12 protein-coding genes are annotated in these 14,648 nt (G+C 61.9%); 5 read left to right on the top strand and 7 right to left on the bottom strand.

The annotated features are described in order from the left end of the window. Window position 1 precedes the first annotated feature (1 nt). Together egtB and gcvA are read right to left on the bottom strand one after the other, a co-directional pair. The gene (gene egtB / locus HPQ64_RS17330; RefSeq protein ID WP_172889897.1) at window positions 2-1,288 is read right to left on the bottom strand and encodes an ergothioneine biosynthesis protein EgtB; all 1,287 of its coding nucleotides are present in this window, start codon (window positions 1,286-1,288) and stop codon (window positions 2-4) included. 264 nt (window positions 1,289-1,552) lie between these two features. Then, the gene (gcvA, locus tag HPQ64_RS17325) at window positions 1,553-2,449 is read right to left on the bottom strand and encodes a transcriptional regulator GcvA (protein WP_172889895.1); all 897 of its coding nucleotides are present in this window, start codon (window positions 2,447-2,449) and stop codon (window positions 1,553-1,555) included. A 119-nt stretch (window positions 2,450-2,568) separates the two neighbouring features. Here gcvA and HPQ64_RS17320 point away from each other — a divergent pair, with 119 nt between their 5' ends. The 3 genes from HPQ64_RS17320 to HPQ64_RS17310 all read left to right on the top strand — a co-directional run bounded on the left by HPQ64_RS17320 (window position 2,569) and on the right by HPQ64_RS17310 (window position 5,561). Further along, window positions 2,569-2,748: a hypothetical protein gene (locus HPQ64_RS17320; protein ID WP_172889893.1), complete on the top strand. Its 180-nt coding sequence runs from the start codon at window positions 2,569-2,571 to the stop codon at window positions 2,746-2,748. A 589-nt stretch (window positions 2,749-3,337) separates the two neighbouring features. Next, window positions 3,338-4,507 carry an aminotransferase gene (locus HPQ64_RS17315; protein ID WP_172889891.1) on the top strand — a complete coding sequence of 390 codons (1,170 nt, stop codon included), beginning with the start codon at window positions 3,338-3,340 and terminating at the stop codon, window positions 4,505-4,507. A gap of 31 nt (window positions 4,508-4,538) precedes the next feature. Further along, on the top strand, window positions 4,539-5,561 hold the full coding sequence (locus HPQ64_RS17310; protein WP_172889889.1) for an asparaginase: 1,023 nt from the start codon (window positions 4,539-4,541) through the stop codon (window positions 5,559-5,561). Between the two features lie 4 nt (window positions 5,562-5,565). Here HPQ64_RS17310 and HPQ64_RS17305 read toward each other — a convergent pair whose 3' ends face one another. Further along, window positions 5,566-6,963, bottom strand: coding sequence for a TIGR03808 family TAT-translocated repetitive protein (locus HPQ64_RS17305; RefSeq protein ID WP_172889887.1), 1,398 nt, complete (start codon window positions 6,961-6,963; stop codon window positions 5,566-5,568). 161 nt (window positions 6,964-7,124) lie between these two features. Between HPQ64_RS17305 and HPQ64_RS17300 the strand changes: the two genes are divergently transcribed. Then, window positions 7,125-7,406 (top strand): hypothetical protein, encoded by a 282-nt coding sequence (locus tag HPQ64_RS17300; protein ID WP_172889885.1) that lies wholly within the window; start codon window positions 7,125-7,127, stop codon window positions 7,404-7,406. Here the strand turns inward: HPQ64_RS17300 and meaB are convergent. Both meaB and HPQ64_RS17290 read right to left on the bottom strand, forming a co-directional pair. Continuing rightward, window positions 7,403-8,410, bottom strand: a complete 1,008-nt coding sequence (meaB, locus tag HPQ64_RS17295) for a methylmalonyl Co-A mutase-associated GTPase MeaB (RefSeq protein ID WP_172889883.1) — start codon at window positions 8,408-8,410, stop codon at window positions 7,403-7,405. The two genes, HPQ64_RS17300 and meaB, sit on opposite strands and share 4 nt — an antisense overlap. Before the next feature lie 82 nt (window positions 8,411-8,492). Further along, entirely contained in the window at window positions 8,493-9,080 is a 588-nt protein-coding gene (locus HPQ64_RS17290) for a DUF1131 family protein (RefSeq protein WP_172889882.1), read from the bottom strand. 221 nt (window positions 9,081-9,301) lie between these two features. Between HPQ64_RS17290 and HPQ64_RS17285 the strand changes: the two genes are divergently transcribed. Beyond that, on the top strand, window positions 9,302-10,312 hold the full coding sequence (locus HPQ64_RS17285) for a hypothetical protein (protein WP_172889880.1): 1,011 nt from the start codon (window positions 9,302-9,304) through the stop codon (window positions 10,310-10,312). Window positions 10,313-10,443: 131 nt separating this feature from the next. Here the strand turns inward: HPQ64_RS17285 and scpA are convergent, their stop codons facing one another. Further along, window positions 10,444-12,606: a methylmalonyl-CoA mutase gene (gene scpA, locus HPQ64_RS17280; protein ID WP_172889878.1), complete on the bottom strand. Its 2,163-nt coding sequence runs from the start codon at window positions 12,604-12,606 to the stop codon at window positions 10,444-10,446. A gap of 12 nt (window positions 12,607-12,618) precedes the next feature. After that, window positions 12,619-14,610 (bottom strand): methylmalonyl-CoA mutase subunit beta, encoded by a 1,992-nt coding sequence (locus HPQ64_RS17275; protein ID WP_172889876.1) that lies wholly within the window; start codon window positions 14,608-14,610, stop codon window positions 12,619-12,621. Window positions 14,611-14,648: the final 38 nt, after the last annotated feature.

Below are 14,648 nucleotides of genomic sequence, written 5' to 3'. Positions count from 1 at the left end.
GCTACGCATCCTCCGCAAGCCGCAGGCCCATGAACTGCCAGCGGTGATGGGGGTAGAAGAAGTTTCGATATGTCGCGCGGATGTGGCCTTCCGCCGTCGCGCAGGAGCCGCCGCGCAGCACCATCTGGTTGATCATGAATTTACCGTTGTATTCGCCGACCGCACCTTCCGCCGGCTTGAAGCCGGGGTAGGGGCTGTAGGAAGACGCCGTCCACTCCCAAACGTCGCCGAACATCTGGCGCTCGCCGCCAAGCGGATGGCCCGCCGGCAATGCGCGCAACGCACCCGTGCCGACCGTGTTGCCGCGCGGGTTCAAGCCTTCGGCGGCGACTTCCCATTCGGCTTCCGTCGGCAGGCGCTTGCAGGCCCAGCGGGCGAATGCCTCCGCCTCGTAGTAGCTGATGTGGCAGACCGGAGCATCCGGGTCTACCGGGCGCAGGCCGTAAAGCGACATCTGATGCCATCCGTCCTTTCGTTCGCGCCAGTACAGCGGCGCGCGCCAGCCTTCGCGGTTGATCGTCGCCCAACCGTCGGAAAGCCACAGGGTGGCGATGGAATAAGCACCGTCGGCCATGAACTCCAGCCACTCGCGGTTCGTCACCAGCCTGTCGGCAAGACGGAACGGGCGGATCAGCGCATCATGCGCCGGGCCTTCGTTGTCGTAGAAGAAGCCTGCACCTTCATGGCCGATGCGGCGAATGCCACCGTCGAAGGACGACCAGGTGTCGCCGGTCGCCTCATGCGGTGCGATCTTGCGCTCGGTCACCGAATAGGAGGGATAAAGCGGGTTCTGGGCGAAGAGATGCAGGATATCCGTCAGCAGCAGTTCCTGGTGCTGCTGTTCGTGGTGAATGCCAAGTTCCACGAGCGGTGCGAGCCTTGCCGTCAGATCGTCGTCAGCGGTGGAGACGAGCTTTTCCAGAGCTTCGTCGACATGGGCCCGGTAGTCACGCACTTCGGCAGCGCTCGGCCGGGTGACCATTCCCCGGAAAGGGCGCGGGTGACGCTCGCCTTCGTTCTCGTAATAGGAGTTGAAGAGGTAGAAGAAATCTTCGGAAAAAGGCCGATATCCGGGGGCGTGGTCGCGCAGGATGAAGGCCTCGAAAAACCATGTCGTGTGCGCAAGGTGCCACTTCGCGGGGCTTGCGTCGTCCATGGACTGGACGGTCTGATCCGCGTCCGACAGGTTCTCGGTGAGCCTAAGGCTCTGTTTGCGCGTTTCGAAAAGCCGCTCGGCAGGGAATTCCTGCACGGCGGCATCAGCCTTGATCGCGGTGGGGCTTGCCATTGATTTTCGCTCCCGTCTCGTCGTCCGTTTCGGAAAGCGTTCCGGCTTAACGCACCGCCTTGCCGGAGACGCAGGGGCGCTGGGAACCGATATTCGCTCTCGCAACACACCATTCCCGCCCGGCCCTTCACTGGCCGGCAGGCATGCGTCTCGACACTTCATAGACGTCAAATGTGACGGTCGGAAAGCGAAACAACGTCGGGTCAACAATAGTTGAACTATGCGTTATTTCCGGAGGCTGATGCTGGGCTTGGGCCGGGAAGTTCAGTCGGCTGAAGCCTCTTCCTCGGCAAGGATCCAATCGCGGAAAGCGCGGATCTTCGGCGAATTGCCGCGGTTCTCCGGATAGACGAGCCAATAGCCGCGCCCGTCTTCGGCAACGAGATCAAAGGGTTGTAGCAAGCGCCGCGAAGCAAGTTCAGCCTTGTAGAACGCAGGGGTGAGAATGGCGACGCCAGCACCGGCCATCGCGGCTCCCGCCTCGAGCGTCTGGACCGTGTAATAGCTGCCGCGAAGCCTCGAAAGTTCCTCTTCCGCGTTGATGCCGACCTTGGCAAACCACTTCGGCCACCACGGATCGCTCGGGTCCAGGAGCGGCAGACGGAGCAGGTCTTCAGGCGAATTCACCCCGCCGTGGCGTTCGGCAAGTTCAGGACTCAGCATTGGCGTGAAGTCGGCCTTCATGATGAGATGGGCTTTCAGCCCCGGCCATTTGCCATTGCCGGAGCGGATGGCGACATCCACCGAGTCGCGCGAAAAATCCACCAAGTCGGCTGAAGGGTCAAGGCGCACGGCAAGAGATGGATTCTGCAACTGGAAGGCGCCCAGCCTTTGCACCAGCCAATGCGCGGCGAATGTCTGCATGGTGCTTATGGTGAGCGTTCCCTCGACGATGCCGCGCGCTTCGGTGAATGCATCGGCAAGGATCGCGAAAGCCCTTGAAATTTCCGGAGCGAGCCTTTGTCCGGTCTCCGTCAGCGTGACCTGTCTTGGCCGGCGGAAGAACAACGGCGCGCCAAGCCGGTCCTCAAGCACCTTGATCTGATAGCTCACCGCAGCCTGGGTCATGCCCAGCTCCTCGCCCGCGCGGGTGAAGCTTTGGTGACGCGCGGCGGCTTCGAACGCACGAAGGGCTGCGAGCGGAGGAGGAGAGGAAGTCATATAAATAAAATCTCCTTATGCAAGACGCCTGCCGTTCGATTGGAAAACAAGAAGATATTAGCGCACATGAGGTGCAGTACATCAAACAAAGGCATCCATGGATGGATGAGTGTGCGCGCATGTCCGATCTGGCGGAAAAGAAAACGATGGCGCCCGGCCTGATCTCTCGATTGCGGAGATTATTGAGCGGCAAGGCCAAACCGCGGCGGGCGATGATCGACCCGCGCAGCGCGCCCGATCACTTGAAACGCGATCTGGGGATGCTCGACGGGAGAGGGAACGGGATCAGGCGGAAATGAAGCGGCTGGTGAGGCAAGCCTTGCCGCAAAACGGATGCATGGCTTGCGCAAACACCACAGACCCCCGGCGGTACGCAACTTGCCGGGGGTCTGCGGATCGGCTTCGCGAAGCCCGTTCGTGAGCAGGTTGAGGCGAACGAGACCGGGCCGATGTAAAGGCGATGCGTCAGTAGCAGACGCGCTCGCGATTGGTTATCCAGCGGCGGCGGCAAGGATCCCACTCGAGGTGATGCCCCATCCCGGACCGGGGCTGGCCGGGGCGCCCGGCGCGTCCTTGATCGCCGTAACGGCCACGGTTTGCAACAGCACCTGAAATCGCCGTTTTTCCCGACATCTTTCGCCCCTTCGGATCCGGTCTTCGCCGGTGCTGTTTCGTTTGTTCGTTTCGATAGAACAAACATATGCGTAATATCCGATTCCCCCTGTGACCGGCGTCACAATTCCTGCGATTGGCGGGAAAGAGCCCGCGCGTCATTCAATCGGCAAGTTCGGGTGTTTCGTTCTCGACGGCGCGATTGCGAGCGACTACAAAGCGATGAACGAACGAACGCTTTCAGAATGCGTGAAAGGGCGGAGGAAACCGGCGGGCATGAAGCCGACCAATCCTGTATTCACCGGCCTGGCGACGACCGTGTTCGAGACGATGTCGCGGATGGCGATCGCAGCCGACGCGATCAACCTCGGCCAGGGCTTTCCGGACGTGGACGGGCCGGAAGATGTGCGCCGCGCGGCGGCCGACGCGCTGATGGCCGGGCCCAACCAGTATCCTCCCATGCTGGGCCTGCCGGACCTGCGCCGTGCGGTGGCCGAGCATGAAAAGCGCTTCTACGACCTCGATATCGACTGGACGAGCGAGGTGATGGTGACCTCCGGCGCGACGGAGGCGCTTGCCGATACGCTGATGGCGCTGCTGGAGCCCGGCGACGAAGTGATCCTGATCGAGCCCTTGTACGATTGCTACCTGCCGCTGGTGAAGCGCGCCGGCGGCATTCCGGTGCGGGTGCGGGTCACCCCGCCCGATTGGCGCCTCGACATCCCCGTCTTCCGCGCCGCCTTTACCGAGAATACCAAGGCAGTGCTCCTCAACAACCCGATGAACCCGGCGGGAAAGGTCTTTTCCGACGAGGAACTTTGCGAAATCGCTGCGATGTGCCGGGAGTACGACGTCTTCGCGATCTGCGACGAGGTTTACGAGCACCTGCTTTTCGACGGGCGGCGGCACAGGCCGCTGATGAGCTACCCCGGCATGCGCGACCGGTCGGTGAAGATCGGTTCGGCCGGCAAGACGTTTTCGCTCACCGGCTGGAAGGTCGGTTACATCACGGCAAGCCCGAAGCTGCTCGATCCGATTGCCAAGGCGCATCAGTTCGTCACCTTCACCACCCCGCCGAACCTGCAGAAGGCCGTTGCCTACGGACTCGGCAAGGAGGACGGATATTTCACCGGCCTTGCCGCAGAAATGCAGGATAAGCGAGACCGTATCGTCAAGGGGCTCAAGGAAATCGGCTTCGGCGTGCTTCCGTGCGAGGGAACCTATTTCGCGACCTGCGACATCACCCCGCTTAAGCTTTCGGGCGGCGATGTCGAGGTTTGCAAGCGCATGGTCGAGGAAGGAGGCGTGGCTGCAGTTCCGGTATCTGCCTTCTACATCGCCGATGCGCCGGCCGATTTCATACGCTTCTGCTTTTGCAAGCGTGACGAGGTAATCGACGCCGCACTTGAGCGACTGTCGGAATGGGTCGGGAAAACCGTCGTGTAAACGCGCGATTCACGCGCATCTGGAGACATTTATGGACAATCCGGTACTGGTGGAGGTCACGCGCGGGCCGCTCGTGGAAAGCATGCATCGCGGGGCTTTCGCGATCGTCGACGCGAGCGGAAAGATCGTCGCCTCCATCGGCGATATCGCGCGCCCCGTCTATCCACGCTCCGCCATCAAGGCGCTGCAGGCGCTGCCGCTCGTGGAATCGGGTGCGGCCGAAGCTCTGGGCTTCGAAGCGCCGGAACTGGCGCTTGCCTGTTCGTCCCACAATGGCGAAGAGCGCCATGTGAAGGCCGCGCGGGTCATGCTCATGAAGGCGGGGCTTGACGAAGACGCGCTGGAATGCGGCCCGCAGTGGCCGGCGCGCATGGAAGATGTCGCCACCCTTCACCGGGCCGACGAAACGCCATGCCCGATCCACAACAACTGTTCAGGCAAACACGCGGGGTTTCTCGGGCTTGCCAAGGTCATGGGCATGCCGACAAAGGGCTACGTCGCGCCCGAACACCCGGTTCAGCTTGAAATCAAGGCGGCGGTGGAAAGCATGACGGGGGCGGTTCTCGGTCAGGACGTTTGCGGGCTGGACGGCTGCTCCATCCCGACCTACGCCGTTCCTTTGCGGAATCTGGCTCATGCATTCGCGAAATTCGGAACGGGCGAGGGGCTTGAGCCGGGCCGCGCGAAGGCGGCTGAGGCGCTTTATGACGCCAGTGTCGATCACCCATTCATGGTGGCGGGAACCGAGCGTTTCTGCACGAATATCATGACGGTTTTCGGGGATCGCATTTATGCGAAAACCGGAGCGGAGGGCGTTTTCTGCGCCTCGATCCCGGAGCTTGGCCTTGGCATCGCGCTGAAATGCGATGACGGCACGACTCGCGCTTCGGAAGTCATGATGGCGGCGATTGTGGACGCTCTCGTGGAGCAGGATGAGGAGGAGGCCAAGGGGCTGGAGCGCCTTCTCCGCCCCGAGGTTTGCGACAGGCGAGGCACGCATGCCGGCGTTGTCCAACCGGTGGCGGAGTTTTCGGGATATCTGGGGCGTATGTAGACGTTCAGGCGCGCACGTGATTGCCGCGAACGTCGAGATTGGCGAAGCGCCCGGCTCCTTCTTCGGCGAGGTCGCCCGTTGCGGCCTCGCGCCAGCGGTAACCGACGATCGCGCCGCTTTTCGCCCCGCCGATCATGTTGTCGATGATCATGGCGGAGCCGGCTTCCTCAACAACGGAAACGGCAATGCCCGTGCCGCAATCGCGGATCACGTTCTGGCTGGCGATGACATCGCGCAAATACGGCCCCCAGCCAAGCATAATGCCGAACAGGGGGGCATTTTCGATGACGTTGCCGGTCACGCTCGTGTCCGCTTCCACGCTGATGCCGATGCCGAACCCCTGAACTTCCTGCGGGTAGGGGGCCTCAGTCTTGAGGTTGCGGATCAGGTTGCCGGAACAGACCGCAAGCCTGCCGCCGTCCTTGAAGTTCGCGATGGATATTCCCATCGTCGCGCCGTCGACGATATTGTCGGAGATGACCGCGCCCTGAAATCCGAATTCCGAATAAATCGCCGTTTCGCCTGACCTGAGGCATGAGTTCGCCTGGATCGTCACGTTCGATCCGGCGTTGGAGCGGATCGCTGAAAATGCGCAATCGGCCACGCGGTTGTTGGAGACGATCACCCCATGGGCGCGGAACACGTTGATACCGTTGCCGTATTGTCCGGTGCCGCCCTCTCGCGCGGCGATACGCTCCACCCGGTTTCCGGAAACGATCGTTCCGTCCTCGCCCTCCTGCCAGCGATAGACCAGAATGCCGCCGTTGGCGCAATCCGTAACGGCATTGTCGATGATCGACAGGCCCTTCGCCTCAAGGGAGCGAATGCCTCCGTGGGCGCTTCCCGAGATGTTGTTCGCGCTAATCCGGCCCGAGGAGCGATCGAGCGCGATGCCGTTCTTCACGCTGCCCGTAATATCGCATTCCTGAATGGAAAGACGCCTGGCGTTTGAAAAATGAAGCAGGCCCGGCGTGTATTCGCCCAAGGACTTGTTGGCGCCGTCGAAATGAATACCTTCAACGCCGACGTTTTCGCTGTTTTCCGAATAGATCAGATGCCCGCCGCCGCCCTGGTAGACGAAATGCGTCTGCCCCGGCAGGCCGACGAGCCTTGCGCCCGAGGGGAGATTGAGGTTGGCGACCGGGTAGCGCCCGCCCGGAATGAACAGCGCGCGGCCGCGCGCGGCTGCCTTGTCGATCGCCGCCTGCATCAGCGCGCTCTGGTCATCCGTCGCGCCGGGCCTCAGGCCGAATTCCGCCCCGTCAATGGTGCCACGCAGATCCGCGATCTTCGTCGCGGCGGAAGCAGGCTTCGCAGCGGCAAGCGTGGCCGCGCCAAGAAACAATCCCCGGCGGGTGAACTTCGGGCCTTGCGGCGGGTGCGATGTGTCGTCGTGGCGCATGTGGCTCTCGGCAATGGTCTCACGGCTCCTTCACCGCAAGTGCCATGCCGGATTGGATGTCCCACTTCGAAACATATCCCCGCCCCACTTGATCCGTGTCATGGTCGGGATCACGGAGCCGGCTAAACTTACGCTGCGAGATTTAATCGGGGAGGACGCCCATGATCAGCATCGAGGACTGCATCGCCATGAGCGGCCTGGACGAAGCCGAAATCCTGGCGCTGGCCGAGCATGAACACATTCCCGAGGTTGTGGCGGCAGCGCTCGGCACATATCTCCTGCACCGCAAAAAAGGGCCGGAGAAGATCAGGCAAATGATCGAGGACGATATCCGCGACGCGCTGGCACGGGGCGAAAAGGCCCATGCCAAGGACCTTCTGGCCGTACTCAGGCACTTCATGAAGGAGCACAAGGACGAATTGTCCGGAAAGACCAGCGCCTAGTTCTTGAGGCCGAACAGCGCGGATAATTCTTCAACCGCGATGGACGCCGCGAGATCGCCCTTGGCAACCGCCGTTTCGAGCGTACCCAGCCGTTCCTTGACCTGCGGATGGGAGCGGAACGCCTCGAGAAGGCGTTCCTCCAGCATCGTCCACATCCAGGCGACCTGCTGGCGCGCGCGCTTTTCCGTCAATTCGCCGCTTGCAGTCATCTTGTCGCGGTAAAGCTCGATCTTTTCCCAAAGTTCGTCGAGGCCCTGATTGGCAAGGCCGGAGACGGTTATCACGGGGGGCGACCATGTGGGCGAGCGAGGCGCAAGGATGTGCAGCGCCGCGCGATAATCCGCGACGGCCGCGCGGGCGCGCGTTTCCCCTTCGCCCTCCGCCTTGTTGACGGCGATCATGTCGGCAATTTCCAGGACACCCTTCTTGATGCCCTGCAGCTCGTCACCGGCTCCGGGAAGCATGAGTACCAGGAAAAAGTCCACCATATCGGCGACCGTCGTCTCCGACTGGCCGATACCGACGGTTTCAACCAGGATCACATCGAAGCCGGCAGCCTCGCACAAAAGCATGGTTTCGCGCGTTTTGGCCGCCACGCCGCCCAGCGTGCCGGAAGAAGGAGAGGGGCGGATAAAGGCGTTTTCATCGACCGCAAGGCGCGCCATGCGGGTCTTGTCGCCAAGGATAGAACCGCCCGTGCGCGTCGAGGACGGATCGACCGCCAGCACCGCGATCCTGTGTCCCGCCGCCGTCAGGTTGGAGCCGAGCGTGTCGATCGTGGTCGATTTTCCCACACCCGGAACGCCGGTGATGCCGACCCTGAGCGCCTTTCCCGTTTCGGGCAGAAGCAACTGCAGCAGTTCGCGCGCCTTGGCCCGATGCGCTTCCTTGCGCGATTCCACAAGGGTGATGGCCCGGGCAAGGGATGCCCTGTCGCCCTGCCGGATCTTTTCGGCAAGGGCTTCGATATCGATCTCGCGGCGGCCGACGGTCGGATTCGTCATCATGCCTATCGATTATCGGAAAACGGGTCCCGGGTCACCGTGGCCATTGTGGGAAGAGGCAAAAGGGAACGTTCCGGCAAATTCAGCTTGCCGGCGGTGTCCAGACGATGCGCTGAAGCTCTGCATCCTTGAGTTCGGAGCTGGGTGCAAGCCTGTCGTAAGGTCCGTCGTATTGCGAAATCGCGAAAAGCAGGCTGACGTTTTCCGCCCCGCGCGCCGGACAGATCGCCATTCCGCGCCAAAGATCCCGCCCGACGCGGCAATCCGACCGGCTGATACCGGCCTGGGAGAAAAGCATGCCGATCCGCTCGCCGTTCGGCCCTTTGAGCCGGTCGCTGACACCGTGAACCTCGCGCACCTTCCCGTCGCCGCCCTTGTAGACCTGGAGGATCTGAAAACCTTCCGAATCGAAAGCGCCGGTTACCCATTCGGTGTTCGATTCGGTCGCGGATTGAAGGCCTTCGGTCGTAAAACCGGGAAGAGCAGCCATTATCGCGCGTTCGGAATAAGAGGTTGTACGGTCTATTCCACCGACACTATCGCGCGAGATTTCAACGAGGGCCGTACTTTGATTCCGCGACGAAAGAACCGGCCCGTCATCGTAAACAGGCGAGCAAGCTGCGGCTGAAAACCCGAGCAGGAGCGCGAATGCGGCTGCGGTGCGGCGCATGAATCGTCCTTTGACCGTTTGTTCAATTCCCCGACCCGCATAGCAAAGGGGCATTCGTAGGGGAAGTGGCCTTCCAAAAAGTCGGTGTATCAAGTTTTGAAGAAAAACGACCTCTGGTTGAATGAATGCATATGCATTTACACAGCATTAACCTTAACAGGAAATGATCAGTTGAAATCGCTCTTTGGTTGCAACCTCAATTAGTTTTCAAGAGGCTTTTCATGAGATCGATCATCTGTTTTTCCTGCCTTGCGCTGGCCTCGTTCGCATCAATCGGAGACGTAAATGCAGCCGATGATCTGAGAGGCCTGCCGGTGCTCGGTCAGGAACGCGAGTTGTTCCTGCAGGAGACGACGGCGCTCAGGGGAAGTATAGGCGTGCGAACCTTTATCAGCCGGTCGGAACTGCGGCAAAAACTCAGAGGGGGAGGTGGGGCGACAATAGCAAATTATGACTTCACCCAGTCGGATTCGGCATCGGCGGAGGTATTCTTTTCGCTCGAGGACGATAATTCTGGTGCTTTCCTGAAAGGCGCGGCGGCATTGGGGGTGCTTTCCGGCGGCGATTTCCGCGAGCGGGATTACGATTCCTTCACGAGCCTGTCGGTCTGGGACAGCTCATCGGATGGCGGTGACGGGACGATCAGCTACGCCAATATCGATGCCGGTGTGCATTGGGGAGATTTCTGGGGTGGGCGCGTGAAAACGACTGCCTTCGCCGGGTATCAGTATGTAAACGAGAATTACGTAGCAGACGGACTGAGGTGCAATCCCGTCCAACTGGGCGTTTCCAAATGTCCGGGGGCGCTGCCTTATCCGAACTCAAGAAAAGCCTATGATATCGATGCGAATTGGCATCTTTTGCGCCTGGGGCTCGGTGTCGATGCAGATCTCGGCAATGGGCTGTTCTTTCAGGGGGAAGCAGCGGCGATACCGGCCGGATATTATGATGCGGAAGCCACCATATTGTACCAGGTGCCGGCTCTTGGACCCGCGCCGAATGTCGTGAGTGACGGAACGGGCGCCTATGGTTTGCAGGCGGAAGGGATACTGACCTACGACGTAACGGAGAATTTTACCATCGGCGCCGGCGGGCGATATTGGTGGTTCAACAGCGGAGAAGTACCGACGACCTATGCAGCCTCGACAGTATTTCCACTATTGAAGTCCTCCAAAACAGAAGTGACGAGCGAGCGCTACGGCGTGATCGCAGAGGCGAAATACCGCTTCTGACGGGCAGCATCGGCGGCGTGGAGAATTCCAGACGCGGCGAACAGGTTTCCAAAAGGGGCGAAAAAGGTTCTTCAGGATGTCATAAGCGGCCGTGGAGCGGATTCCACGGCCGCTTTTTCATGTCCAGTTATTTACTCCGCCGCTTCCGCCGGGTCATGACCGAGCGAGCGGTTGAGCTCGGCGATCAGGTCTTCGGCGGCCTTGGCGATCACGGTGCCGGGGGGGAAGATCGCCGATGCGCCCGCCTTGCGGAGCGCGTCGAAGTCCTGAGGGGGGATAACCCCGCCGACGACGATCATGATATCCCCGCGCCCCTGGTCCTCCAGCGCCTTCTTTAGAGCAGGTACGAGGGTGAGGTGACCGGCGGCAAGCGAGGAGACGCCGACGATGTGAACGTCGTTTTCCACCGCCTGGCGGGCGGCTTCTTCGGGTGTTGCGAAAAGCGGACCGATGTCGACGTCGAAACCGAGGTCGGCAAAGGCGGAGGCGATTACCTTCTGGCCGCGGTCGTGACCGTCCTGCCCCATCTTGGCGACAAGGATGCGGGGCCTGCGGCCCTCGTTTTCCTCAAATTTTTCGACGAGCTTGTGAAGCCTGGCGATCTGGTCGGACATGGTGCCGGCCTCCCGCTTGTAAACGCCGGAGATCGTCTTGATCTCGGCCTTGTGACGCCCGAAGACATCTTCCATCGCCTGGCTGATCTCGCCGACGGTCGCTTTCGCGCGCGCCGCCTTGATGCTGAGATCGAGCAGGTTGCCGTTCGACGAGGCTCCATTGCGAAGCGCATCGAGGGCTGCTTGCGTTTCCGCCTCGTCACGCTCCGCGCGAAGCCTCTGGAGCTTTTCGATCTGCCTTGCGCGGACCTCGGCATTATCGACCTTCAGGACGTCGATCATGTCTTCGGTTTCCGGACGATAACGGTTGACGCCGACGACCGTCTGCGAGCCGCCGTCGATGCGCGCCTGTGTCTTGGCGGCGGCCTCTTCGATGCGAAGCTTCGGCACGCCCTTTTCGATGGCCTTGGCCATGCCGCCGAGCCCCTCGACCTCGGCGATATGGGAAAGCGCCTTCTCAGTGAGATCGGCGGTCAGCCGCTCCACATAATGCGAGCCGCCCCAGATATCGATTGTCCTTGTCGTCTGCGATTCCTGCTGCAGGAAGAGCTGGGTGTTGCGGGCGATGCGGGCGGAAAAATCGCTCGGCAGAGCAAGCGCCTCGTCAAGCGCATTGGTGTGCAGCGACTGGGTGTGGCCCTGCGTTGCCGCCATGGCTTCCACGCAGGTGCGGATGACGTTGTTATAGACGTCCTGCGCCGTCAGCGACCAGCCGGAGGTTTGCGAGTGGGTGCGAAGCGACAGCGATTTCGCGTTCTTCGGCTTGAAATTCTCCTTCATGAGCTTCGCCCAGATGAGACGGGCGGCGCGCAACTTCGCGACTTCCATGAAGAAGTTCATGCCGATCGCCCAGAAGAAGGACAGGCGAGGGGCGAAGGCATCGATATCAAGACCCGCGGCCACGCCGGCGCGCGCGTATTCGATGCCGTCGGCTATCGTATAGGCAAGCTCGAGATCCGCCGTCGCGCCCGCTTCCTGCATGTGGTAGCCGGAGATCGAGATCGAGTTGAACTTCGGCATATGCGAGGAGGTGTAGGCGAAAATGTCGGAGATGATCCGCATCGAGGGCTGCGGCGGATAGATGTAGGTGTTGCGGACCATGAACTCCTTCAGAATATCGTTCTGAATGGTTCCGGAAAGCTGGTCCTGAGAGACGCCCTGTTCCTCGGCAGCGGCAATGTAAAGCGCCATGACGGGCAGGACGGCGCCGTTCATGGTCATCGACACGCTCATCCTGTCGAGCGGGATGCCGGAAAAAAGCGTGCGCATGTCGAAGATGGAATCGATTGCCACGCCCGCCATGCCGACGTCGCCCGAAACGCGCGGATGATCGCTGTCGTAACCGCGGTGGGTGGCAAGGTCGAAGGCGACCGAAAGCCCCTTCTGGCCGGCGGCGAGGTTGCGCCGGTAAAAGGCGTTTGAATCCTCAGCCGTCGAAAAGCCCGCGTACTGGCGCACCGTCCAGGGCTGCTGGACGTACATGGTCGGGTAAGGCCCGCGCAGGAACGGCGGCAGGCCGGGCCACGTGTCGATATGGGCAAGGCCGGCCGTATCCTCGGCCCCGTACACGGGCTTCACGGCAATGCCTTCCGGCGTTTCCCAGGGGGCGCCGCCTCCGGCCTCGGCGGTTTGGGAGGTCGTCCTGAAATCGATCTTCGAGAAGTCCGGGATACGGCTCATCTTCCCTTCCCCTCAAGCTTGCCCGCGGCCAGCCGGCGCGGCCAGGCCCAGATGTTCGTGCGCCGCGCGCAAAATGCCAAGCGCATTGCAACCTTCGTAAAGGAACGTTTCCACGCCGGCATTCGATGCCGCCTTGCAGAGGGCCGGATCGCCGGGTCGGCCCGCCATGTAGATCCTGTCCGCCCCGGCGTTGCGGAAGGCTTTCGCGGCATCTTCGGCAAGCGTTTCATAAGCACGGTCGGAGGAGCAGAGGCAGACAAGCGGGGAGCCCGCCTCCTTCCAGGCTGCGACGGCGGCGGCGGCATCTTCATACGGGTCGCCGCCTTGCGCCTCGATGCCGCCGACCTCGAAGAAGTTCTTCGCCCAGGTGGCGCGCGCGGTGAATTCCGACAGGCGGCCGAGCGTGGCCAGGAAAACCGTGGGACGCACCTTCGCTTCGTCGGCCGCGTCGCGAAGCGCCTCGAAGGGTTCCGCATCGCGGAAAGGGGGGATCGCCTCGGCCGAGACGGCTTCGCCGCGTTTACGCGAAACCAGGATATCGGCAAGCGAGGCGCCTTTGCGAGCGGCGTCGAGCAAGGCCTGCATCAATTCGCCCTTGCCGGGCGCCTGCAGTTCAACGCGCTGGCCGGCTTCGCTGATATCATCGGGCCGTGCAGCGAGCACGGATACAGGCTTTTCATGGATATCGGGGAAGGCGCTCGTGCCGGTGATGCGGTAGCGGCGGGTCGCGATATCCTCAGCGCGGGCATCGCGAACCTCGCCGATCGCCTTTTGCGCCTTGCCGGACCTGAGCGCTTCGACGACGCCGCCGTCACGCTCGACATCCTGCATGAGACGCCATGCGGTTTCGGCAAGATCATCGGTACGCGCTTCGATGGCGCCGGATCCGGCAGCCGGGTCCGCGACGCGGTGAAGGTTAGATTCCTCAAGCAGGATCGACTGCGTGTTGCGGGCAATGCGCCTTGCGAAAGCATCCGGCAGGCCAAGCGCCGCGGAAAACGGGAGCACGGAGACACTATCCGCACCGCCTATGCCGGCCGCGAAGGAGGCGATGGTGGTGCGAAGAAGGTTCACCCACGGATCCCGCCGGCTCATCATCCGCCAGGACGTCTGCATGTGAAGGTGCATGGGAACCGGCGGCAGGCCGCAGGCCTCAAGCAGGCGTGCCCACATGAGGCGGGCGGCGCGCGCCTTGGCGATTGTTCCGACCTGATCCGTATCGGCGGAAAGCGTGAAGCTGAGCATGCCCGGAAGATCATCCGCCGCGATACCGCAGGCTTCCAGATCGCGGAGATAGTGGATCGCCGTGGCGAAGCTGAAGGCAAGCTCCTGCGCCTTCGACCCGCCGCCGTCATGCCACACGCGCCCGTCGCAATGGACGACCGGCATGTCGAGGTTATGCCGGCGCGCGAAATGGCCGAGATCGCCAAGGCGGGAGCGCAGCACGGAAGGAGAATTGCGCAAGACCCCGGTGAGGGCGAGCTTGCCGATGTAATCCGACGTGCCGACCGTCTTCAAAGACGAGAGCGTTTGCCCGCGTTTTTCGGCCAGCGCCAGGAAGAGGGCAAGGGCAGCCGTCGTTTCATAGCCTGCGTCTATGCGGATCTCGACAAGGTCGAGCAGGACGCCGTCGAGCACCTTGTCGAGCTTTTCCACGCTATCGGCAGAAAGGCCGTAGCCTCGCGCGCGCGAAGAGGAGGAAAAGACAAGCTCGATCCCGCTTGCCCCGCCTTCGAGATCCTGCACGAGAAGCGCATTGGCCTCCTCGGAGACCGGATGGTCGACGCGCTGCACGATCCGCCAAGGAAGGTTCGCCGCCCTTGCCGGAAGGCAGGCCGCATCGCGCACCCGCTCGTAAAGGGGCTCGATCACCAGCCCGTCGTAAGTGTGCGAGCGAAGCCGTTCGAAGGAGGCTCCCTTGAGCGCTCGCGCGGCGGCGGCCTGCCAGTCATCACGGCTGGCGGTCAGGAACTCAGGCGGCAGGTCCAGTTCGATTTCGGCCATGGTCGATCTCCTGACCCGGTTATAGGAGCGCGCACTCG

The sequence above is a fragment of the Hongsoonwoonella zoysiae genome (genome assembly GCF_013266695.1).
In the GTDB taxonomy this organism is placed as follows: domain Bacteria; phylum Pseudomonadota; class Alphaproteobacteria; order Rhizobiales; family Stappiaceae; genus Hongsoonwoonella; species Hongsoonwoonella zoysiae.
The sequence above is the reverse complement of the archived record's forward strand: the minus strand, read 5'-3'. Positions and strand labels throughout refer to the sequence as shown.

What these genes read in the sequence shown, in the direction of transcription:
- egtB (WP_172889897.1), bottom strand. Translation starts at nt 1,288, where the DNA reads ATGGCAAGCCCCACCGCGATCAAGGCTGATGCCGCCGTGCAGGAATTC.
- gcvA (WP_172889895.1), bottom strand. Translation starts at nt 2,449, where the DNA reads ATGACTTCCTCTCCTCCTCCGCTCGCAGCCCTTCGTGCGTTCGAAGCC.
- HPQ64_RS17320 (WP_172889893.1), top strand. Translation starts at nt 2,569, where the DNA reads ATGTCCGATCTGGCGGAAAAGAAAACGATGGCGCCCGGCCTGATCTCT.
- HPQ64_RS17315 (WP_172889891.1), top strand. Translation starts at nt 3,338, where the DNA reads ATGAAGCCGACCAATCCTGTATTCACCGGCCTGGCGACGACCGTGTTC.
- HPQ64_RS17310 (WP_172889889.1), top strand. Translation starts at nt 4,539, where the DNA reads ATGGACAATCCGGTACTGGTGGAGGTCACGCGCGGGCCGCTCGTGGAA.
- HPQ64_RS17305 (WP_172889887.1), bottom strand. Translation starts at nt 6,963, where the DNA reads ATGCGCCACGACGACACATCGCACCCGCCGCAAGGCCCGAAGTTCACC.
- HPQ64_RS17300 (WP_172889885.1), top strand. Translation starts at nt 7,125, where the DNA reads ATGATCAGCATCGAGGACTGCATCGCCATGAGCGGCCTGGACGAAGCC.
- meaB (WP_172889883.1), bottom strand. Translation starts at nt 8,410, where the DNA reads ATGACGAATCCGACCGTCGGCCGCCGCGAGATCGATATCGAAGCCCTT.
- HPQ64_RS17290 (WP_172889882.1), bottom strand. Translation starts at nt 9,080, where the DNA reads ATGCGCCGCACCGCAGCCGCATTCGCGCTCCTGCTCGGGTTTTCAGCC.
- HPQ64_RS17285 (WP_172889880.1), top strand. Translation starts at nt 9,302, where the DNA reads ATGAGATCGATCATCTGTTTTTCCTGCCTTGCGCTGGCCTCGTTCGCA.
- scpA (WP_172889878.1), bottom strand. Translation starts at nt 12,606, where the DNA reads ATGAGCCGTATCCCGGACTTCTCGAAGATCGATTTCAGGACGACCTCC.
- HPQ64_RS17275 (WP_172889876.1), bottom strand. Translation starts at nt 14,610, where the DNA reads ATGGCCGAAATCGAACTGGACCTGCCGCCTGAGTTCCTGACCGCCAGC.